A 20,033-nucleotide genomic window follows, 5' to 3' on the forward strand; every position below is an offset into this window, starting at 1 on the left:
ACCCCCACCCCCCAGCCCCGCCGGCACTTGAGGCGCCCGGCGCAGCCGGGACCGGCAGCAACCAACCGCAAGACGGCAACGCGGCGAGACGGCAACGCGGCAAGACGGCAACCACCACCGCCCGGCCAGGGCAACGGCCAAGGCAACGGCCAAGGCAACGACTACGCCGACGCCCTCCCCGTAAGCGCCGCCAGGCTAGCCCGCACGTGGTTCATGTGCGCCCGCATCTCGTCCTGCGCCTCCCCGTGCTCCCGCAGGATCCGTTCCGTCTCGCGCCCGACCCGTTCCTCCCGCACCCGCGCCTGCGCCAGCACCTCGGACGCCCGTGCTTCGGCATCCTCCTGCCCGTGCCGCGCCGACTCCTCCGCTTCGGCGAACGCCCGCCGCGCGTCGGCCAACCGCCCTTCGGCCTGGCGCTCCAACTCCGCTTGCCGGGCTTCCAGTTCGGCTTCCCGTGCCGCCAGTTCCCGTTCGGCCGCGTCCCGGCGGTCCGCGTGTTCCTGCTCGCGTTCCGCCAGCAGCTCGTCCGACCGGCGGCGCGTCTCGACCAGGGCCGTGTGCGCCTCCGACCGCCAGGCCGCCGCGTCGTCCCGGGCCTCCGCCCGGGCGTCGTCCGCTTCCCGGCGTGCCCGCAGCAGCCCCTGTCGGGCCCGTACCTCGGTCTGTTCGCGCACCGCTTCCGCGTCCTGCCGCGCCAGCTCGGTCACCCGGTCCGCGTGCGCCTCGGCGGCGCCCTGGGTGGTGAACACGTCGGCGCGCGCGTCCGCGCGTACGCAGTCCGCCTCCTCCTGCGCGAGCAGCAGGATTCGCCGGGCCCGTTCGCTCAGCTCGTCGTACGTCTGGGGGGCGAGCGAGGCGACCCGCTCGCGCAGCCGCTCCGCCTCCGCCTCCATCTGCTTGGCCAGGACGGTCAACCGTGCCACTCGCTCCCAGGCCTCGTCCCGGATTTCCGAGAGGCGCACGAGGTACCGGTTCACCTCGTCCGGCCGGTAACCGCGGCCGCGCACGGTCGCGAAACCCTGGGGACCGTGAGGTGACATGGGTGCACTCATCCTGGAAGCGCCTCTCTCGCGGGGATTCCCGTCAAGGATGCGTCATTTGCGACCAGAAGCCGGAATGGCCGGGCCGGAACCCCGTTCGAGGGTTCCGGCCCGGCCCATCACACGGACCCGCGGGTCAGAGCAGTCCGTCCCACATCTGTTCCAGCAGCACCGACCACCAGCTCTCCGGCGACGCCAGCGCCGCGCTGTCGAGGCCGGCCAGATTCGTCTGGAAATCGACCGTCCAGCGGCCAGCCTGCTCCGGCGTCAGGTGCTGCCGCAGCCGCCACATGTGCCCCAACATCGCCAGCGACCGCACGAATTGCGGCAGGCTGGAGTTCACGAACTGCGGCGGTACCGGAGCACCGCCCGGCCCGGCCTCCACCGGGACCGCCACTATGTGCGCCGTCCCGTACTGCACGCAGAGCGCCTTGCCGAAGTCGCTTCCGACGACGAGGTACGAGCCCGCGTCCGATGCCGGCTGCACCTGCCGCTGCGCCGCCAACTCGGCCAGTGTCGGCACCGGTTGGCCGGGCACGGCCTGCGCCCAGAAGAACGGACCGAAGTCCACCGGCAGCCCCGACCACATCAGGGTCTGGGCCACGATCTCCGGCACGCCCTGCCGGGACACGGCCCGCTGGTCGAAGCGGAACACGCCCTGCGGGCCGAACGCCCCTGCCAGCTCCTGCGCGATGGCCTCCAACGGGATCGCCGGCTGGAGGGGGACCTGCGGCAGCGGCGCGCGTACCGGCGCGGGACGCGCCGGACCGTCCGCCACCTGATGGAGTTCGCTCTGGTGGGTGATCAGGTGTCGCATGCCCTGCTGACGGCTCGCGTGATCCGTCCCGTACGGGGCCACGCTGGTGATCCGGACCTGGGGCCAGGTCTCGCGGATCATCCGCGCGCAGTAGCCGCCGGGCAGCTCGCAGGACCCCAACTCGGTGTGCAGCTCCAGTACCTGCTGCGGCGGCACGTTCATGGCGCGCAGCTCGTGCAGGATCTGCCACTCGGGGTGCGGGGTGCCGGGCGCCGAGCGGCGGATCAGCTGCTGCTCGGAGCCGTCGGGCGCGCGGTAGCGCAGCACGGCCTGGTAGCCGGGGCCGACGGTGGGCACGCCGGACGCGGCCGGCGCCGGTGCCATGGGCTGCGGCACCGGAGCGGCGGGCGCGCCGGGCGGACCGGGCGGTTGGGGTACGCCGGGGCCGGCGAGCATCGTCGCGGCGTGGTGCGGCGTCCCACCCCCGGGAGTACCGGGAGTACCAGGAGCCCCGGGCGCGCCGGGGGGCCTGGGCGGCTGCACGACGGACGGGCCCGCGAGCATCGTCGCGGCGTGATCGATCCCGCCACCGGGAGCACCGGGAGCACCGGAGCCACCGGGCGCACCCGGAGCCCCGGGCGGACCGGGAGGCGTCGGCGCACCGGGACCCGCCGGACCCACGCCCGAACCCACACCCGGACCCGCGAGCATCGTCGCCGCATGATCCACCCCACCACCGGGCACACCCGGCGGACCGGGCGGCTGCGGCGCACCGGGCGAACCCGGCGGCCTGGGCGGCTGCACCACGGACGGGCCCGCCAACATCGTCGCGGCATGATCGATCCCACCACCGGAAGAGCCGGCGGAACCGGAGCCACCGGGCGCACCCGGAGCCCCGGGCGGACCGGGAGGCGTCGGCGCACCAGGACCCGCCGGACCCACACCCGAACCCACACCCGGACCCGCGAGCATCGTCGCCGCGTGATCCACCCCACCACCGGGCACACCCGGCGGTCGGGGCGGTACGGGCGGCTGCCCCGGAGCGGAGGCTCCGGGCGCACCGGGCGGACCGGGCGGACCGGGCGGACCGGGCGGGCTCACGGAAGCGCCCGACCCCGGCCGGGAGAGCTGGGCCTTGCTCGTCGGCGCGTCGGCGATGTCGCCCGCGTCCGAGCCGTGCCCCAGGGCGGGCACGACCGCGGTCCGCGGCAGCCGGCTGCCGCCGGCCATGAGCTGGGTCTGCGCGTCGGGGGCCGCCGCGGCCGGCGCGTCCTCCAGGTCCGACCCGGACAGCGGCGGCGCGAACACCGTCGCCGGCAAGGGCACGGAACCCTCGTCCGCGCCGGAGTTCACATCGGTCCCGGCCCAAGGCGTGGCACCGATCGGGAACCCGTCGTTGGCGGTCGGCTCGTACGGGATCTCGCCGCCGCGCCGCAGCGGTACGACGTCACCCGGGGCATCGGCCGTGCCGGGCGCCGGGGTGGCGGGAGCGGGAGGGCCGCCGACCGGGACGGCGGGCTCCGCCGAAGCGGCCCCCGAGCCGGAACCGGAACCCACACCCGCGGCCTCACCGGACGACGATCCCGCGTCGGACGACAGGGCCGCGGCCGACGAGTCCGCGGCCGGGGCCCGCGGGATCCCCGCACGGTCCGCCGCCTCCTGCAACCACTCGGGCGGACTCAGCATGAACGAGGTCTGTTCCGAGTCGATCCGCGGCGGCGGAACCGAGGCCTCGGAGCCCGCCGGAGCGGTCGCGGCCCCGTACTCCTCCTCGTACCGCCGGATCACCTCACCCACCGGCAGCCCCGGCCACAGCGTCACCTCACCGCTGTCCCGCGCGATGACCAGCCGCTGCCGGCCACCACCGGACACCGGACCGGCCGCCCGGTCCTCGGCCCACACCACGAAGCCCAGCCCGAACTCCCGCACCCGCACCTCACGGTGCTGGTACGCGGGCACGTCCCCGTTGATCCACTCCTCGGCGCGTTCCTGCGCCTGTGCGAAGGTCACCATCGCGCCGTCACCCCTCCACCGGCGCGGAACCCGCCACCGGAACCGAACGAGCGAATCCGCCGTCCACCATCAGACCGGCCACCGTCTCCAGCTCCGGCGGGTTACCCGCCAAGCGTTCGAGAAAGGCGTCGAAATCGGCACCGCACGGCAGCAACAGCCGCTCCACGCGCTCCTGCACCGACCAGCCGTCCCGGTCGCGCGCGTCGTCGTACGGGGAGAACCACACGGAGCCGATCCCCTCGCCCTTCACCTTCACCGCGAGCAGCCCGCCCTGTGCGAAGGCCACGCACAGGTAGTCCTTCGTCAGGTGGTCCCGCAGACACTTGTTGACGTAGACGAGGTCGTTGACCGCCGCTTCCTCGCGCACCGTGAAGAACGGCTGGTCGACCAGCACCCCGAGGTCCACGTCCAGGCCCGCGCCGACCGGCGCGCAGCCGCCCGCCGCCTTCAGGAACGCCCGGTACGCCTCCGGCAGCCGGTAGCCGAGGTCCTCCTCGACGCCCTGCACCTGCTGCTCGGACACCGACACCACCGACTTCGGCAGTCCCAGGTGCGCCGGGCGCACTTCCTGGAGGGGGCGCGTGCCGCGCTTCTCGTGGTCCACGGGCGCCGTCGTCAGTCCGGCGTGGTGCCGCAGCAGTGCCTTCACCTCGACGGGGACCAGTTCCATCCGCCGCGTCCCGGCCACGTGGTGCCAGGTCCATCCGTGCGGGGTCGCCACCGGGCCGACGGTGTCCCACAGCTCGTGGCCCGCCTCCCGCATCGCCGCGTTGGCGGACACGTAGTCCGTCAGGCGCAGCTCGTCCACGCCGAAGCCCTCCGGCGGCTCGGCGATCTCCACCGCGGCGCGCGCGTAGGGCGAGAAATCGGGATGCCCGTCCCCGCTGATCCGTACTCCGTGGGGATGCCGAGCGGCCCGGACCGGGTCCGGGAAATGCACGACCTGCCCCGAGTAAGCGGCGTTGGGTGGCGCGGCCTGCTGCCCGAGCCGACCTGTCGTCATGGCGGTAGCCCCCTGCTGGATCTGGCTGGTTCACCACAGCCTATGTGCTCGGGCAAGGGGCTCACCCGCAGCCGAAGCAGCATGCCGGCCACACCCCCTCACGTGGGGCGGGAAGAGCCGAATTGATACGAATATTCGACCCCGCTTCCCCACCACAGGGGACATTTGACAGGCTGTCCCCGCAGCACGGGGGCGTGCGCGACAGCGGCCCGCACCGCCGCCACGGGAGGGAACACGCAGCATGCAGAACACGGCAACACGCACAGACCGGACGGAACCGACGGAAGCCGGCCCCGCCGGCGATCCCCGTCTGCGCTGGAGCAGCGCCGACGGCCCCGCCGTCCCCGTGCTCCGCTTCCGGCGCGACGGCATCCTCCCCACCGTCGCCGCCGCCCTGTCCGTACGCGGGGAGACCCTCACCGGCACCGCCGGGAAGGCCGACCAGCCACCCGTGCTGCACCCGCTCGTACAGGACTTCCTCGACACCCTCACCAGCGGACAGCGGGAGCGGTTCACCGGCCGATGTCCGGAAGCGATGCTCCTCTCCCGCCACCTCGCCGGCGTCGAGGGCGCCCGCAGCAAGCGCGCCTCCCGCAAGCCGCTGACGGCGAGCGAGGCGCGCCGTTCCCTCAAACAGGCCAGGATCACCGCCCGTCGCATCCGCGAGGACGGCGACCCGCTCCACGGGACCTACGCGCCCCCGTGCCGCTCCTGCGACGCCCTCCTCGCCCACTTCGGCGTACGTTCCGTCGACCTCACCCACTCCGAGTAGCCGCCATGAGCACCTCGTCCCCCTCGTCCGCCTCCTACGACCGTTCCTCGGCGACCCGTTTCCCGGGGCCGGTGGACTCCGCGCTGCGCACCGCCGGTTGGGAGCCGGGCCGCTGGGACATCAAGCAGGCCGAGTACTGGGCCGACGCGCTGCGCGACCACACCACCCCCGCCGGGCACCGGCACACCGTCTTCCCGGCGGCCGTCGAGGCCTGGGCCGAGTTCGGCGGCCTGACCGTCGCCGGCTCCGGGCCCGGCCGTCAGATAGCCCCCGCCCGCGTGCGCCTGGACCCGCTCACCGGGCTCCACCTGGCCCGCACCTTCTGCGACCTCGGGCGCGCCCTGTCCACCGAGCTGAGCCCGCTCGGCGCCGAGACCGACGGCGGCTCGCACCTCGCCATCGACCGCGAGGGCCGCGTCTACGGCATCGACCACACCGGCGACTGGTTCCTCGGCGCGAGCCTCGACGATGCCCTGGCCCTGCTCCTGACGGGTCTCCAGCCGGCCCGTCTCACGACGGGCTGACCCCGGTCGGAGGTCGGGGGCCCGCCCCCGACCTCCGACGGCCGTCTGCGGGGAGCCGAGCCGCCTCCTACCGCTCGCGCGGCAGGACCGCCGACACCTTGAAGCCGCCGTCCTCCGTCGACCCCGAGACGAACACCCCGCCCAGTCCGAGCACCCGCTCCCGCATCCCCACCAGCCCGTTGCCGCCGCTCGGCAGTCCCGGTTCGGCGGCCTTGCCGTCACACGGCCCGTTCTCCACCTGCATGGCCACCTCGGCGTCCCGGTGGGCGAGCCGTACGACGACCTTCGCGCCCGGCGCGTGCTTGTGGCAGTTGGTCAACGCCTCCTGCACCACCCGGTACGCGGTCTGTTCGACCTCCGCCGGATAGTCGGGGCACTCGCCCCGCACGTCCAGCTCGACGACCATCCCCGCCGTGCGGGACTGCCCGACCAGCGCCTCCAGCTCGCCGATCGACGGCCCGTCCTCGAAGATCCCCACCAACGCAGGCCGGGCCAGGGAGGCACTGGCCGGCTTCGGCGACTCGGCCCGCAGCACGCCCAGCATCTCGCGCAGTTCCGTCAGCGCCTGCCGCCCCATGTCACCCACCAGGGCCGCGTTCCTCACGGCCTTCACCGGGTCCTTCGCGGCCACCGCCTGTAGAGCCGCCGCGTGCACCACCATCAGCGACACCCGGTGGGCGACCACGTCGTGCATCTCCCGCGCGATCCGCGTCCGTTCCTCCGTGCGGGCCCACTCGGCCCGCTCCTCGGCCCGGTCCGCCAACAGCGACAGTTCCCGTTCCAGCGAGTCCGCGCGCTCGTGGAGGCTCTCCATCAACCGGCGGCGCGCCCCGATGTACAGCCCGAGGAGCACCGGCGGCACGGTCAGCGCCACCGCCACGAACACGGACAGCACGATCACGAGGGTCCCGTCGGCCTCCACGTCCCCGCGCGTCCGCATGTACATCACGACGAACGTCCCGGCCAACGACATCGACGCGAGCGTGGCGGTGATCCGCCGGGGCACGTCGGAGGAGGCCAGCGTGTACAGGCCCACCACCGCGAGGAGGAACCCCATCGCGGCGGGCGTCACGGCGATGGCCACCAGCACCACGGCGATGGGCCACCTGCGCCGCAGCACGAGCGTGGCCCCCACCACGATCCCGAACAGCACCCCGAGGGCCACGGGAATGCCGGCTTCGTGGGCGAAGGGCACCCCCTCGACGGCGCACTCGGCGGCGGACACCACGCCGAGTCCCACGTCCAGTGCGGCGCTCCGCCGCCTCTCCCACCACCAGGGGCCGTCGCGCCCCATCCCGTCCCGCTCTTCCCCCGTACTGGTCATGCCGTCCAGCGTACGCAGGGGCCCCGGGCGGGAGGCGAGCGAAATTCCCGGGGGCGAAGGTGCGCGACACCCCTCACGCGCGTCGCGCGCGACCCCTCACGCGCGTCGCGCGACGCGCGTACCGCAAGGCACCGATGCATACCGTCGCGATGAGGGGTGGTGGTGCGGCATAGTAGGTCTCGTCGACTCGACCACCAGGGAGTAATGTCCGGTCAAGTCACGATTGATCCCCTGTGGTGTAATTGGCAGCACTGAGGCTTTTGGTGCCTTATGTCCGGGTTCGAGTCCTGGCGGGGGAGCTTTCACACATGCGGGTCCCGATCTCCGGTCGGGACCCGGCTTCGTTTCCGCCCTCCCGCCCCCGGCTATCCTTCACGGGTCCACCCCCGAAGCCGAAGGGCACCCCCGTGAGCGCAACCCGCCCGGCAGCCGTCGTCGTACTCGCAGCGGGTGAAGGCACCCGCATGAAGTCGGCCACACCGAAGGTTCTGCACGAGATCAGCGGGCGTTCGCTCGTCGGTCACGTCGTCGCCGCCTCGCGCGAGCTCGACCCCGCACACCTCGTGGTCGTCGTCGGCCACGCACGCGAGCAGGTCACCGCGCACCTCGCCGACATCGACGCCGATGTCCGCACGGCCGTCCAGTACGAGCAGAACGGCACCGGACACGCCGTCCGGATGGCCCTCGAAGAACTCGGCGGCGAGCAGGCCGGCACCGTGGTCGTCGTCTGCGGCGACACCCCGCTGCTGACCGGCGAGACCCTCGCCGAACTCACCGCCACGCACGAGGCCGACGGCAACGCCGTCACCGTGCTGACCGCCGAGGTGCCCGACTCGACCGGCTACGGCCGCATCATCCGCGGTGCCGACGGCGCCGTCACGGCGATCGTCGAGCACAAGGACGCCACCGACGCGCAGCGCGCGATCCGTGAGATCAACTCGGGGGTCTTCGCGTTCGACGGAGCCCTGCTGAGCGACGCGCTGGGCAAGGTCCGCACGGACAACAGCCAGGGCGAGGAGTACCTCACCGACGTGCTCGGCATCCTGCGCGAGGCCGGCCACCGCGTCGGCGCGGCGGTCGGTGCCGACCACCGTCAGATCCTCGGGATCAACAACCGGGTGCAACTGGCCCAGGCCCGGGCCCTGCTGAACGCGCGCCTGCTGGAGAACGCGATGCTGGCCGGCGTGACCGTCGTCGACCCGGCGAGCACGCTGGTGGACGTCACGGTCACCTTCGGGCAGGACGCGATCATCCACCCCGGTACGCAGCTCCTGGGGAACACGCACGTCGCGGAGGGCGCCGAGGTCGGCCCCAACACCCGCCTCAAGGACACCCGGGTCGGCCCCCGGGCGCGCGTCGACAACACGGTGGCGGACACGGCCGTGATCGGTGAGTCGGCGTCCGTCGGCCCGTTCGCGTACCTGCGTCCGGGAACGAACCTCGGCCTGAAGGCCAAGGCCGGCACGTACGTCGAGATGAAGAACGCGACCATCGGCGAGGGCACCAAGGTGCCGCACCTCTCGTACGTGGGCGACGCGACCATCGGCGAGTACACGAACATCGGCGCGGCCAGCGTGTTCGTGAACTACGACGGCGAGAACAAGCACCACACGACCATCGGTTCACACTGCAAGACGGGCTCCGACAACATGTTTGTGGCGCCCATCACCATCGGGGACGGCGCCTACACGGCGGCCGGCTCGGTGATCACGAAGGACGTCCCGGCCGGCGCGCTGGCCGTGGCCCGTGGCCAGCAGCGGAATATCGAGGGCTGGGTGGCCCGCAAGCGTCCGGGGAGCGCCGCGGCGACGGCGGCCCAGTCGGTGGCCGCGGAGGACTCCGACGGTCGTTGAGGTGAACTGACCGGAAACGGGTACGCCCTGGACGGCGTACCGTGATAGGTGCACGCAATTCGGCTGGCTCACCGTGTGCGGGACGGACGCGCACGGGGGCGAGCAGCTTTCCACACGTCTGAGGAGACAGTGCTGTGACCGGGATCAAGACGACCGGCGAGAAGAAGCTGATGCTCTTCTCCGGCCGCGCCCACCCCGAGCTGGCCGAGGAGGTCGCACACCAGTTGGGTGTCGGCCTCGTGCCGACCAAGGCTTTCGACTTCGCGAACGGTGAGATCTACGTCCGTTTCCAGGAGTCGGCTCGTGGCGCGGACTGCTTCCTGATCCAGAGCCACACGGCTCCGATCAACAAGTGGATCATGGAGCAGCTGATCATGATCGACGCGCTGAAGCGCGCGTCGGCCCGCTCCATCACCGTGATCGTCCCGTCCTACGGGTACGCCCGCCAGGACAAGAAGCACAAGGGACGCGAGCCGATCTCGGCGCGCCTGGTCGCGGACCTGCTGAAGACGGCGGGTGCGGACCGCATCCTGACCGTCGACCTGCACACCGACCAGATCCAGGGCTTCTTCGACGGCCCGGTCGACCACCTGTCCGCCCTCACGGTCCTCGCGGACTACGTCGGCGCCAAGGTGGACCGCACCAAGCTGACGATCGTCTCCCCGGACGCCGGCCGCGTGCGCGTTGCCGACCGCTGGTGCGACCGTCTGGACGCGCCGCTGGCCATCGTGCACAAGCGTCGCGACAAGGACGTCGCCAACCAGGTGACCGTCCACGAGGTCGTCGGTGAGGTCAAGGGCCGCGTCTGCGTCCTGGTCGACGACATGATCGACACGGGTGGCACCATCTGCGCCGCCGCCGACGCGCTGTTCGCGCACGGCGCGGAGGACGTCATCGTGACGGCCACGCACGGCATCCTGTCCGGCCCCGCGGCCGACCGCCTGAAGAACTCCAAGGTCAGCGAGTTCGTGTTCACGAACACCCTGCCCGATCCGTCGGACCTGGAGCTCGACAAGATCACGGTGCTGTCGATCGCCCCGATGATCGCGCGCGCCGTGCGCGAGGTCTTCGAGGACGGCTCGGTCACCAGCCTGTTCGAGGAGCAGCAGTAGCCGCTCCCGCCCCCGCGCGGTAGATCCTTTTGGGTACGGCCTCCCGGCCGGGTAGACTCCACGAGTTGCTCGGCGAGGGAGGCCGTACCTGTTCACACGGGTGCCGGCACTCCGTTATCGACGCGCTCTTCGTAGCAGGCCGTTCCGGCCGGGTGACTGTCGTCCAATTCCGTCACCCCACGAGGAGTGAGCATGTCCGAGGTCAAGCTTTCCGCCCAGCTCCGTGACACCTTCGGCAAGGGCTCTGCCCGTCAGGCCCGTCGCGACGCCCTGACCCCCGCCGTCATCTACGGCCACGGCACCGACCCGAAGCACGTCAACGTCGACGCCCACGCCCTTCAGCTGGCGCTGCGCACCCCGAACGTCCTGCTCTCCCTGGACCTCGGCGACGCCGGCACCGAGCTGGTCATCCCGAAGGCCGTGCAGAAGCACCCCCTGAAGCGCACGATCTCCCACGTCGACTTCCTGATCGTCAAGAAGGGCGAGAAGGTCACCGTCGACGTCGCGATCGTCACCGAGGGCGAGCTGGCCGCCGGCGGCAACATGCTGGAGACCCTCCAGAACACCATCTCCGTCGAGGCCGAGGCCACCCACATCCCGACCGAGGTCACCGTCTCCATCGCGGGCCTCGAGGCCGGCGCCACCATCCACGCCAAGGACCTGGTCCTCCCGAAGGGCACCACCCTGGCCGTCGACGGCGACATCGCCGTCCTCCAGGTCGTGGCCCCGCAGGCCGAGGAGCCGGCCGCCGACGCCGAGGACACCGAGGTCTGAGCCTCGCGCTCCCCTCTCGGCACTTGCTGAACGACCGCCGTCCGGCTCCACTGGAGCGGGACGGCGGTCGTCTTCGTTAAGGAGCTTTTTGATGTCGGACGACACGGCCCCCTGGCTGATCGTCGGTCTCGGGAACCCCGGGGCGGAGTACGCGGGCAACCGTCACAACATCGGGTTCATGGTCGTGGACCTGCTGGCGGAGCGGATGCGCGGCAAGTTCAAGGCGCACAAGGCGCGCGCGCAGGTGGTCGAGGGCCGCATCGGCCCGCCCGGCCCGGCGAACCGTCGGGTGGTGCTGGCCAAGCCGATGTCGTTCATGAACCTGTCGGGCGGCCCGGTGACGGCGCTGCGCGACTTCTACAAGGTTCCGTTGGACCGGATCGTCGCGGTCCACGACGAGTTGGACATCGACTACCCGACGCTGCGGCTGAAGCTGGGCGGCGGGGACAACGGCCACAACGGTCTGAAGTCGATGACGAAGGCGATGGGCCCGGACTACCACCGGGTCCGCTGCGGCATCGGTCGGCCCCCGGGCCGAATGCAGGTGGCGGACTTCGTGCTGAAGGACTTCTCGTCCACGGAGCGCAAGGAACTGGACTGGTTCGTCGACCGGTCGGCGGACGCGGTGGAGTGCCTGATCCAGGAGGGTCTGGAGCGCGCGCAGTCCACCTACAACTCCTGACGCGGACCCCGTACGAAGGAAGCCCCCGCCGATCCGGCGGGGGCTTCCTTCGTGTGCGGGGTGCGTCAGCCGGTGTTGCGCAGACCGGCGGCGACTCCGTTGACGGTGAGCAGCAGGGCCCGGGCGAGGAGCGGGTCGGCTTCCTCGCCGCGCTCGGCCGCGGCGCGCTGGCGGGCGAGCAGCGAGACCTGGAGGTAGGAGATCGGGTCCAGGTAGGCGTCGCGGACGGCGAAGGTCTGCTGGAGCACCGGGTGGGAGTCCAGCAGCTTGTGACCGCCGGTGATGCGCAGGACCTCGCGGACGGTCAGCTCGTGTTCGGCCTCGATGCGGGCGAAGACGTGCTTCAGCTCGTCGGGGACGAGGGTGTCCACGTAGTGCCGGGCGATCCGCAGGTCGGTCTTGGCCAGGGTCATCTCGACGTTGGACAGGAAGTTGCGGAAGAAGTGCCACCGCTCTCCCATCTCGCTGAGGACCATGTCCTGGCCGGCCTCTCGGAGGGCCTTGAGACCCGAGCCGACGCCGTACCAGCCGGGCACGATCTGGCGGGACTGCGTCCAGCCGAACACCCACGGGATGGCGCGCAGGCCGTCGAGGCCGGCTCCGGAGTCGGGGCGGCGGGAGGGCCGGGACCCGAGGTGGAGGTCGGCGAGCTGGTCGACGGGGGTCGCGGCGAAGAAGTACGCCGGCAGGTCGGGGTCCTCGACGAGCGCGCGGTAGGCGTCGTGCGCGGCGTCGGAGACGGTGTCCATGGCCGCGTCCCAGCGGGCGAGGTCGTCGTCGGACTGGCGCGGGGCGGTGTGCAGGGCGGAGGCCTGCAGGGTGGCCGCGACGGTCAGTTCGAGGTTCTCGCGGGCCAGGGACGGGACGAGGTACTTGTCGGAGATGACCTCGCCCTGCTCGGTGACCTTGATCTCGCCTTCGAGGGTGCCCCAGGGCTGGGCGAGGATCGCGTCGTGGGAGGGGCCGCCGCCGCGGCCGACGGTGCCGCCGCGGCCGTGGAACAGGCGCAGCCGGACCCCGTAGCGGTGGGCGACGTCGCGCAGCCGGCGCTGGGCGCGGTGGATCTCCCACTGGCTGGTGGTGATGCCGCCGAACTTGCTGGAGTCGGAGTAGCCGAGCATGACCTCCTGCACGTCGCCGCGCAGGGAGACGAGGCGCCGGTAGGAGGGGTCGGCGAGCATGGCGTCGAGGATGACGTCGGCGGCCTTGAGCTCGTCGGTGGTCTCCAGGAGCGGCACGATGCCGATCTTGGCCCAGCCGGCGTGGAGGTCGATGAGGCCCGCCTCGCGGGCGAGGACGGCGGCGGCGAAGACGTCGTCGGCGCCCTGGCACATCGAGATGATGTACGACTCGATGACCTCGGGGCCGAACTTCTCGAAGGCGTCCTTGATGGCGCCGAAGACGCCGAGGGTCTTCTGCCCGGCGGCGTCGAGGGGCGCGGGCGTGGGCGCGAGGGGCCGGCGGGAGCGGAGCTCCTTCGCGAGGAGCTTGCCGCGGTAGTCGCGGGGCATGTCGGCGTAGCGCCAGGACTCCTCGCCGAGCCGGTCGAAGAGCTGGCCGAGCGCGTGGTGGTGCGCGTCGGCGTGCTCGCGCACGTCCATGGTCGCGAGCTGGAGCCCGAAGGCGGCCAGGGTGCGGATGGTGCGGTCCATGCGGCCGTCGGCGAACAGGGCGCCGCGGTGTTCGCGCAGGGACGTCTGGATGAGGGTGAGGTCCGTGAGGAGCTCGGCGGTGCCGAGGTAGTCGCGTCCCTCTTCGTGGCCGGTGCCCTTGGCGAGGCGCTCGCGGGTGTTGACGAGCTTCTGCCGGATGCAGGTGGCCTTGAGGCGGTAGGGCTCCTCGGCGTTCAGCCGCTTGTAGCGGGGGCTGATCTCGGGGAGTCGTTCCAGGTCCGCCTGGAGGGATTCGAGGAGTTCCTCGGTGGCCCCGGTGTAGCGGATGGAGTTGGACAGGAGCCCGCGCAGGAAGTCGACGAGTTCGAGGGCGTCGGTGATGCCGTGCTCGTGCTGGAGGATCAGCACGTCCCGGGTGACGTCGGGGGTGACGTTCGGGTTGCCGTCGCGGTCGCCGCCGATCCAGGTGCCGAAGGTGAGCGGGCGGGTGCCGGCCGGGATCTCGACGCCGACGCGCTGGAGCTCGGCGGCGAGGTCCTCGAGGACGTCGCCGACGGCGCCGGCGTGCAGCTCGTCGAGGTAGTAGATGGCGTTGCGGGCCTCGTCGGCGGGCTCGGGACGCACGACGCGCAGCTCGTCGGTCTGCCAGACGAGGTCGATGTTCTCGGCGAGGCGCAGGTCGTGGCGGCGGCGGTCGCCCGCGCCGGTGACGGGCTCCTCCAGGAGCGCGGCGATGCGGCGCAGCTTGTTGAGGACGCTGCGGCGGGCCGCCTCGGTGGGGTGCGCGGTGAAGACGGGGCGGACGTTGAGGTTCTTGACCGTCTCGCGCAGGTGCTCGGGGTCGGCGTCCTTGAGCATGTCGGCGGTGCGGGCGAGGAGCCCGCCCTCGGCGGCACGGTGGGCGCGCAGTTCCTTGCCGCGGTGCACCTGCTCGGTGACGTTGGCGAGGTGGAAGTACGTGGAGAAGGCGCGCACCAGCTTGGCGGCGGTCTCCAGGTCGGTGTCCCCGAGCAGCTCGGCGGCGGCTTCGCCGTCGGTGCGGGTGAGCGCGCGGACGCGTTCGACGAGGTCGAGGAGGTCTTGGCCCTCTTGGCGTACGAGGGTCTCCCCGAGGAGGTCTCCGAGGCGGCGGATGTCCGCGCGCAGCTCGGCGTTCGCGGTTTCGGCCCGGTCGGTGTCGGCCTGGGTGACGGGGGCCTGGGGGGCCTGGTCAGCACTGCTCACAGGTGCGGCTCCTTGCAGTGTTCGAGCGCTACTGGGCGGTGGGCTCCCGGCCGTGCGCCGCGGCGCCTCCCCGGATCTCGTCCGGGGGTGTCCCCGCTGGTGCGCAGCTCGGGCTGCCCGTGCGGACCGCGCTGTCCGACGTGACCAGGATAGGTGTCCCGTGCCGGTGCCCCGGCAGAGCCGTGCGTACCGGTCGGTAGCGGCGGTTTGTCCGACTCGACCGTCGACCCGTGGTCCTCTTGCCCCGCACGGGACCTTTGCCATACTTACGATGCCGTAACTTACGGGTCCGTAGGGTGCCGCGTAAGGGCACCTGCCGTCTCCCTCACCCCCCAGGGGATCACTGTGACCATCAGTCCCGATCTGATCGAGGACGCGTCCGCGCCCTCAGATACGCCCGAACCGTCGGCGACGCTCGGCGGCGAGAACAAGCGGTCCGTCGAGCAGATCGCCCTGCTGCTGTTCATCACCGTCCCCTTCGTGGCCCTGCTGGCGGCGATTCCGCTGGCCTGGGGCTGGGGGGTGAGCCTGCTGGACGTCGGCCTGATGGTGTTCATGTACTTCCTGGCCTGCCACGGCATCACCATCGGGTTCCACCGCTACTTCACGCACGGTTCCTTCAAGGCGAAGCGGCCGCTGCGGATCGCGCTGGCGATCATGGGCTCGATGGCGGTGGAGGGTCCGCTGGTGCGCTGGGTGGCCGACCACCGCAAGCACCACAAGTTCTCCGACCACGAGGGCGACCCGCATTCGCCGTGGCGGTTCGGGGAGACGCTGCCGGCGCTGATGAAGGGCCTGTGGTGGGCGCACATCGGCTGGCTCTTCGACGAGGAGCAGACCGACCAGCAGAAGTACGCGCCCGACCTGATCCAGGATCCGGCGATCCGGCGGATCTCGCGCGACTTCATCTTCTGGACCATGTTCTCGCTGGCGCTGCCGCCGCTGGTCGGCGGTCTGGTGACGATGTCCTGGTGGGGCGCGTTCACGGCGTTCTTCTGGGGCTCGCTGGTGCGCGTGGCGCTGCTGCACCACGTGACGTGGTCGATCAACTCGATCTGCCACGCGGTGGGCAAGCGTCCGTTCAAGTCGCGGGACCGCAGTGGCAACGTGTGGTGGCTGGCGGTGCTCTCGTGCGGCGAGTCCTGGCACAACCTGCACCACGCCGATCCGACCTCGGCCCGGCACGGTGTGCTGCGCGGCCAGGTGGACTCCAGCGCCCGGCTGATCCGCTGGTTCGAGCAGTTGGGCTGGGCCTCTGACGTGCGGTGGCCGTCCGAGGCGCGCATCGACGCCCGGCGCAAGGAAAAGTCCTCGAACGCGGCATGATGGGGGACGTGGCGATCGACGGCAGCAGTTCCAGCAGCGACAAGCCCCGGCGCGGCCGCCGGGTCCGGATGACGGGCGCCGAACGGCGTCAGCAACTGCTGGACATCGGCCGCACCCTGTTCGCCGAGAAGGGCTTCGAGGGCACGTCGGTGGAGGAGATCGCGGCGAAGGCCGGGGTGTCCAAGCCGGTGGTGTACGAGCACTTCGGCGGCAAGGAGGGCCTGTACGCGGTCGTCGTGGACCGGGAGATGCGCCAGTTGCTGGACGGGGTGACGGGCGCGTTGACCGCCGGGCATCCGCGGGAGCTGCTGGAGCAGGCGGCGTTCGCGCTGCTGGACTACATCGAGAACTACACGGACGGTTTCCGGATCCTGGTCCGGGACTCGCCGGTGGCGCAGTCGACGGGCACGTTCGCGTCGCTGATCAGCGACATCGCCACGCAGGTGGAGGACATCCTCGGGTTGGAGTTCAAGGCCCGGGGCTTCGATCCGAAGCTGGCGCCGCTGTACGCGCAGGCCCTGGTGGGCATGGTGGCGCTGACCGGGCAGTGGTGGTTGGAGACGCGTCAGCCGAAGAAGGCCGAGGTCGCGGCGCACCTGGTGAACCTGTCCTGGCACGGACTGGAGAACCTGGAGGCGAAGCCCCGACTGGTGGGCCATCGCAAGAGCTGATCGCACCCGCCGCGCGGCGGGTGGTGCCCGGGCCTCGGGGCCCGGGCACCGTGCGTTCTGAACGTGATCAAAACAGGGCCGCAAATGGCTACTGCCGTGCGCTTCCCGGCTGTACTGTTCGGTTACTTCCCGGGGGGGAATGAGACCTCACGTGCGATGCGGCGCGCTTCAGCGCGCCTCCGCGCGGGTACATTCGACCCGGTTTCGCCTGCTTTTTTACAGGGAGACCTCTTGTCTTTCATGCGCTTCTCGCGCTCCGGTCGCCTCGCGGCCTGCACCGCCACCGCCCTCGCCACGGGCATGCTGATGGCCTCCGCGGCCTCGGCGACCGGGCTGCCGAAGCCCGTCACCCCGACCCCGAAGGTCACCGCCGACGAGCGCGTCGTCGGGCACCTGCCCGGGGGCAAGCCGAAGGCCGCCACGCAGCAGAAGCAGCGCCTGGCCGCCGGCGCGAACGCCGCCGGCACCACCTCGACCCTGTTCGACGTGAACGGTGACGGCGTCGACGACTTCCTGTACCGCGGCCGGAGCGGCACGTCCTACCTCAAGCTCTCGGGCTCCAGCGAGGCGGACACCACCTTCGACGTCTGGAAGACGGACTCCGCCGAGGACTTCAAGGACGTCATCCCCGTCGGCGACCTCGACCACAACGGCCGGCCCGAGCTGCTGCGCCTGACGGTCACCGGCCGCCTGTCCCTCACGGAGGCGGGTACCACCGGCACCGGTTCGCCGGCGTGGAGCGGTGGCGGCTGGAACATCTACAACAAGGTGTTCGGCGCCGGCGACCTGACGGGCGACGGCAACGCCGACCTGCTCGCGCGCACCAACGACGGCCAGCTGTACCTGTACCCGGGCACGGGCAAGGCCGGCTACGACGTCCCCTTCGGCAACCGGGTCCTGCTCGGCGCCGGCTGGGGCGCGTTCACCCAGCTCATCGGTGGCGCGGACTACAACGGCGACGGCAAGACCGACGTCGTGGCCACCACGGCGACCGGCGTCATGTACTTCTACAAGGGCACCGGCTCCGCCGCCGCGCCCTTCGGCGACAGCGTCCAGACCGGGACCGGCTGGAACGGTTTCAACCAGCTCGTCCCGCTCAATGGCAGCGGTGGCCGCGGCGTGGTGCTGGCCCGCACGGTGAGCGGTCAGGGCTACATGTACAGCGGCGACGCGAGCGGGGTGCTCGGCAACCGCTTCGAGTTCGGCAAGGGTTGGCAGTCCGTCGACCTGTTCTCGGGTCAGGGCGGCATCCCCGCGCACGGCAAGGCCGCGATGTGGGGCCGCACCGGCGACGGCACGCTGTTCGGCTACGGCGGCCACGGCGACGGTACGTTCGGGGATCGCAAGCAGATCTCCGACCCCGGCGGCTGGCCGCTGTCCGTGGTCGACATCGCGCTGACCTCCTCGCTGACCACGGCGTCCCGCGCGGACATGCTGTACCGCGTCGAGGGCGACATGTACGACGGCGAGTACCCGCTCGGCGGCGGCTGGGACATCTACAACGCTTTCGCGGGCGTCGGTGACCTCACCGGCGACGGTTACGGCGACCTCCTCGCGCGGGACAAGTCCAACGTCCTGTGGCTCTACCCGGGCAAGGGCGGCAACGGCCAGGGCTTCGCGAACCGCGTGAAGCTCGGCGCCGGCTGGGGCATCTACAACAAGCTGATCGGCGCGGGCGACGTGACCGGCGACGGGCGCGCGGACCTGCTGGCCCGCGGCACCGACGGCGCCCTGTGGGCCTACCCGGGCACCGGCAACACCGCCGCCCCCTTCGGCGACCGCGTCAAGATCGGCGACAGCGGCTGGAACGGTCTCGGCAAGCTCACCGCGGCCGGCGACGTCAACGGTGACGGCCGCACGGACCTGGTGGGCGTGGACTCCGCCGGTGTCGCCTACCTCTACTCGGCGAGCGGTGAGAAGGGTCTGAACACCTTCAAGGGCCGCACCAGCCTCGGTGGCGGCTGGAACACGTACGCGGAAATCCTCTGATCTCCGCGCACACCCGTGCACGACGGCGCCCCGCCACCGGTCTCCGGTGGCGGGGCGCCGTCGTGTCGGGTCGGCGCGCGGTCAGCCCGCGGCCTCCAGGCAGGGTTCCGGGTGGTGCGGTTCCAGGAATTCGAGCCGGTTGCCGACGGGGTCGGTCGAGAAGAAGCGGCGGTACCCGGGCAGGTCGTCGTCCCAGACGACCTCGGCCCCGTGCTCGCGCAGGCGGCGCGCGTACGCCTCGATGTCGGTGACCCGCAGTCCCGGGTGGGCCTTGCGCGCGGGCCGGAAGTCCTCCTCGACACCCAGGTGCAGTTGTACGGCGCCGGCGGCGAACCAGCAGCCGCCCCGGCCGGCGAGGACGGGCGGTTTGGGCAGCTCGGACATGCCGAGGGCGTCGGAGTAGTACGCCCGGAGCAGGTCTTCGGCGCCGGGTGGTACGGCGAGTTGGACGTGGTCGACGGCGGTGAGCACGGTCAGGCCTCCTTGCGGGCGACGGCGAAGATGCGGCGGAACGGGAAGACGGTGCCGCGCGGGCCGGGCGGGTAGGCCTCGCGCAGCGCCTCGCGGTATTCGTCGAGGAACAGGTCCACGGCGGCCCGGTCGTCGCCGAGCCGGGTGAGCACCGGGCGCAGGGCGGTGCCCTTGACCCAGTCGAGCACCGGATCGGTCCCGGTCAGCAGCTGATGGTAGGTGGTCTCCCAGACGTCGACGGTGCAGCCGAGTTCGATCAATCGGGCGAGATATTCGGCGGGGTCCAGCACATGGACGTAGCGCGCGCCGTGGCCGGCGAGGCGGTCGCGCCAGCGCGGGGTGTCGCAGAGTTCGGCGAGGAGGCGGTGGCTGGGGGCCGTGAAGTTGCCGGGGACCTGGAAGGCGAGGGTGCCACCGGGCCGCAGTCCGTTGATCCAGGGACCGAAGGAGCCCGGGTGGCCGGGCACCCACTGGAGGGCGGCGTTGGAGACGATCAGGTCGTACGTCTCCTCGGGGAGCCAGTGCGCGAGGTCGCCGTGGCGGAAGTCGAGCCGGCCGCCGCCGATGGTGGGACCGGCGTACTCCTCGCCGGCGCGGCGGAGCATCTCCGGGGAGAGGTCGAAGCCGGTGATGTGGGCTTCGGGCCAGCGTTCGGCGAGCAGTGCGGTGACGTTGCCGGGGCCGCAGCCCAGGTCGGCGATCCGGGCCGGGCGGGCGGGGAGCTCGGGTATGCGGTTCAGCAGGTCCAGGAAGGGTTGGGCGCGGTGCCCGGCGTGGCGCAGGTACTGCCGGGGGTCCCAGGTCGGTGCGGAGGAGGGGGCGGGGGCGGGGGTCCGGGCCGGCGCGGTGTCGGAATGCATGTGCGAGCCTCCTTGCTGGTGGGGC

The 20,033-nt window shown here is 71.8% G+C and carries 16 protein-coding genes and 1 tRNA gene; 10 read left to right on the forward strand and 7 right to left on the reverse strand.

Annotated features, from left to right (window positions below; genetic code table 11):
* Positions 1-161 precede the first annotated feature (161 nt).
* The 3 genes from ADK55_RS16595 to ADK55_RS16605 form a co-directional block, all read right to left on the reverse strand.
* Positions 162-1,040: a DivIVA domain-containing protein gene (locus ADK55_RS16595; RefSeq protein ID WP_234350078.1), complete on the reverse strand. Its 879-nt coding sequence runs from the start codon at positions 1,038-1,040 to the stop codon at positions 162-164.
* Positions 1,041-1,176: 136 nt separating this feature from the next.
* Complete coding sequence (locus ADK55_RS16600) at positions 1,177-3,810, reverse strand: SUKH-4 family immunity protein (RefSeq protein ID WP_053679474.1); 2,634 nt, start codon at positions 3,808-3,810, stop codon at positions 1,177-1,179.
* Between the two features lie 7 nt (positions 3,811-3,817).
* Positions 3,818-4,813: an SMI1/KNR4 family protein gene (locus ADK55_RS16605; RefSeq protein ID WP_078999000.1), complete on the reverse strand. Its 996-nt coding sequence runs from the start codon at positions 4,811-4,813 to the stop codon at positions 3,818-3,820.
* Positions 4,814-5,054: 241 nt separating this feature from the next.
* Between ADK55_RS16605 and ADK55_RS16610 the strand changes: the two genes are divergently transcribed.
* The gene (locus ADK55_RS16610; RefSeq protein WP_053679476.1) at positions 5,055-5,585 is read left to right on the forward strand and encodes a YwqJ-related putative deaminase; all 531 of its coding nucleotides are present in this window, start codon (positions 5,055-5,057) and stop codon (positions 5,583-5,585) included.
* 5 nt (positions 5,586-5,590) lie between these two features.
* Entirely contained in the window at positions 5,591-6,109 is a 519-nt protein-coding gene (locus ADK55_RS16615) for an SUKH-3 domain-containing protein (protein WP_053679478.1), read from the forward strand.
* A 67-nt stretch (positions 6,110-6,176) separates the two neighbouring features.
* On the opposite strand, the gene ADK55_RS16620 is transcribed toward ADK55_RS16615, so the two are convergent.
* The gene (locus ADK55_RS16620; protein WP_053679480.1) at positions 6,177-7,433 is read right to left on the reverse strand and encodes a sensor histidine kinase; all 1,257 of its coding nucleotides are present in this window, start codon (positions 7,431-7,433) and stop codon (positions 6,177-6,179) included.
* A 227-nt stretch (positions 7,434-7,660) separates the two neighbouring features.
* Between ADK55_RS16620 and ADK55_RS16625 the strand changes: the two genes are divergently transcribed.
* The 5 genes from ADK55_RS16625 to pth all read left to right on the forward strand — a co-directional run bounded on the left by ADK55_RS16625 (position 7,661) and on the right by pth (position 11,854).
* Positions 7,661-7,732: transfer RNA gene (locus ADK55_RS16625), tRNA-Gln, on the forward strand.
* Between the two features lie 108 nt (positions 7,733-7,840).
* Positions 7,841-9,286, forward strand: coding sequence for a bifunctional UDP-N-acetylglucosamine diphosphorylase/glucosamine-1-phosphate N-acetyltransferase GlmU (gene glmU, locus ADK55_RS16630; protein ID WP_078999002.1), 1,446 nt, complete (start codon positions 7,841-7,843; stop codon positions 9,284-9,286).
* 134 nt (positions 9,287-9,420) lie between these two features.
* Positions 9,421-10,398 carry a ribose-phosphate diphosphokinase gene (locus ADK55_RS16635; protein WP_053679484.1) on the forward strand — a complete coding sequence of 326 codons (978 nt, stop codon included), beginning with the start codon at positions 9,421-9,423 and terminating at the stop codon, positions 10,396-10,398.
* 192 nt (positions 10,399-10,590) lie between these two features.
* Positions 10,591-11,172: a 50S ribosomal protein L25/general stress protein Ctc gene (locus tag ADK55_RS16640; RefSeq protein ID WP_053679486.1), complete on the forward strand. Its 582-nt coding sequence runs from the start codon at positions 10,591-10,593 to the stop codon at positions 11,170-11,172.
* A 91-nt stretch (positions 11,173-11,263) separates the two neighbouring features.
* Positions 11,264-11,854 (forward strand): aminoacyl-tRNA hydrolase, encoded by a 591-nt coding sequence (gene pth, locus ADK55_RS16645; RefSeq protein ID WP_053679488.1) that lies wholly within the window; start codon positions 11,264-11,266, stop codon positions 11,852-11,854.
* A gap of 65 nt (positions 11,855-11,919) precedes the next feature.
* Here the strand turns inward: pth and ppc are convergent, their stop codons facing one another.
* Complete coding sequence (ppc, locus tag ADK55_RS16650) at positions 11,920-14,613, reverse strand: phosphoenolpyruvate carboxylase (RefSeq protein WP_053679736.1); 2,694 nt, start codon at positions 14,611-14,613, stop codon at positions 11,920-11,922.
* Between the two features lie 423 nt (positions 14,614-15,036).
* Between ppc and ADK55_RS16655 the strand changes: the two genes are divergently transcribed.
* The 3 genes from ADK55_RS16655 (at position 15,037) to ADK55_RS16665 (ending at position 18,677) form a co-directional block, all read left to right on the forward strand.
* A complete protein-coding gene (locus ADK55_RS16655; protein ID WP_053679489.1) occupies positions 15,037-16,017 on the forward strand; it encodes an acyl-CoA desaturase in 981 nt (326 codons plus the stop codon).
* Entirely contained in the window at positions 16,014-16,688 is a 675-nt protein-coding gene (locus tag ADK55_RS16660) for a TetR/AcrR family transcriptional regulator (protein ID WP_053679491.1), read from the forward strand. The genes ADK55_RS16655 and ADK55_RS16660 overlap by 4 nt, the downstream gene beginning before the upstream one ends.
* A 240-nt stretch (positions 16,689-16,928) precedes the next feature.
* Positions 16,929-18,677: an FG-GAP repeat domain-containing protein gene (locus tag ADK55_RS16665; protein WP_053679493.1), complete on the forward strand. Its 1,749-nt coding sequence runs from the start codon at positions 16,929-16,931 to the stop codon at positions 18,675-18,677.
* A gap of 81 nt (positions 18,678-18,758) precedes the next feature.
* On the opposite strand, the gene ADK55_RS16670 is transcribed toward ADK55_RS16665, so the two are convergent.
* The gene (locus ADK55_RS16670; RefSeq protein ID WP_053679495.1) at positions 18,759-19,148 is read right to left on the reverse strand and encodes a VOC family protein; all 390 of its coding nucleotides are present in this window, start codon (positions 19,146-19,148) and stop codon (positions 18,759-18,761) included.
* Positions 19,149-19,150: 2 nt separating this feature from the next.
* Positions 19,151-20,008: a trans-aconitate 2-methyltransferase gene (locus ADK55_RS16675; RefSeq protein ID WP_053679497.1), complete on the reverse strand. Its 858-nt coding sequence runs from the start codon at positions 20,006-20,008 to the stop codon at positions 19,151-19,153.
* Positions 20,009-20,033: the final 25 nt, after the last annotated feature.

It is taken from the genome of Streptomyces sp. WM4235 (assembly GCF_001279725.1).
Classification (GTDB): domain Bacteria; phylum Actinomycetota; class Actinomycetes; order Streptomycetales; family Streptomycetaceae; genus Streptomyces.

Coding starts and splice junctions, on each gene's coding strand:
- ADK55_RS16600 (WP_053679474.1), bottom strand. CDS start 3,810: ATGGTGACCTTCGCACAGGCGCAGGAACGCGCCGAGGAGTGGATCAAC.
- ADK55_RS16595 (WP_234350078.1), bottom strand. CDS start 1,040: ATGTCACCTCACGGTCCCCAGGGTTTCGCGACCGTGCGCGGCCGCGGT.
- ADK55_RS16675 (WP_053679497.1), bottom strand. CDS start 20,008: ATGCATTCCGACACCGCGCCGGCCCGGACCCCCGCCCCCGCCCCCTCC.
- ADK55_RS16605 (WP_078999000.1), bottom strand. CDS start 4,813: ATGACGACAGGTCGGCTCGGGCAGCAGGCCGCGCCACCCAACGCCGCT.
- ADK55_RS16610 (WP_053679476.1), top strand. CDS start 5,055: ATGCAGAACACGGCAACACGCACAGACCGGACGGAACCGACGGAAGCC.
- pth (WP_053679488.1), top strand. CDS start 11,264: ATGTCGGACGACACGGCCCCCTGGCTGATCGTCGGTCTCGGGAACCCC.
- ADK55_RS16640 (WP_053679486.1), top strand. CDS start 10,591: ATGTCCGAGGTCAAGCTTTCCGCCCAGCTCCGTGACACCTTCGGCAAG.
- ADK55_RS16615 (WP_053679478.1), top strand. CDS start 5,591: ATGAGCACCTCGTCCCCCTCGTCCGCCTCCTACGACCGTTCCTCGGCG.
- ADK55_RS16620 (WP_053679480.1), bottom strand. CDS start 7,433: ATGACCAGTACGGGGGAAGAGCGGGACGGGATGGGGCGCGACGGCCCC.
- ADK55_RS16660 (WP_053679491.1), top strand. CDS start 16,014: ATGATGGGGGACGTGGCGATCGACGGCAGCAGTTCCAGCAGCGACAAG.
- ADK55_RS16665 (WP_053679493.1), top strand. CDS start 16,929: ATGCGCTTCTCGCGCTCCGGTCGCCTCGCGGCCTGCACCGCCACCGCC.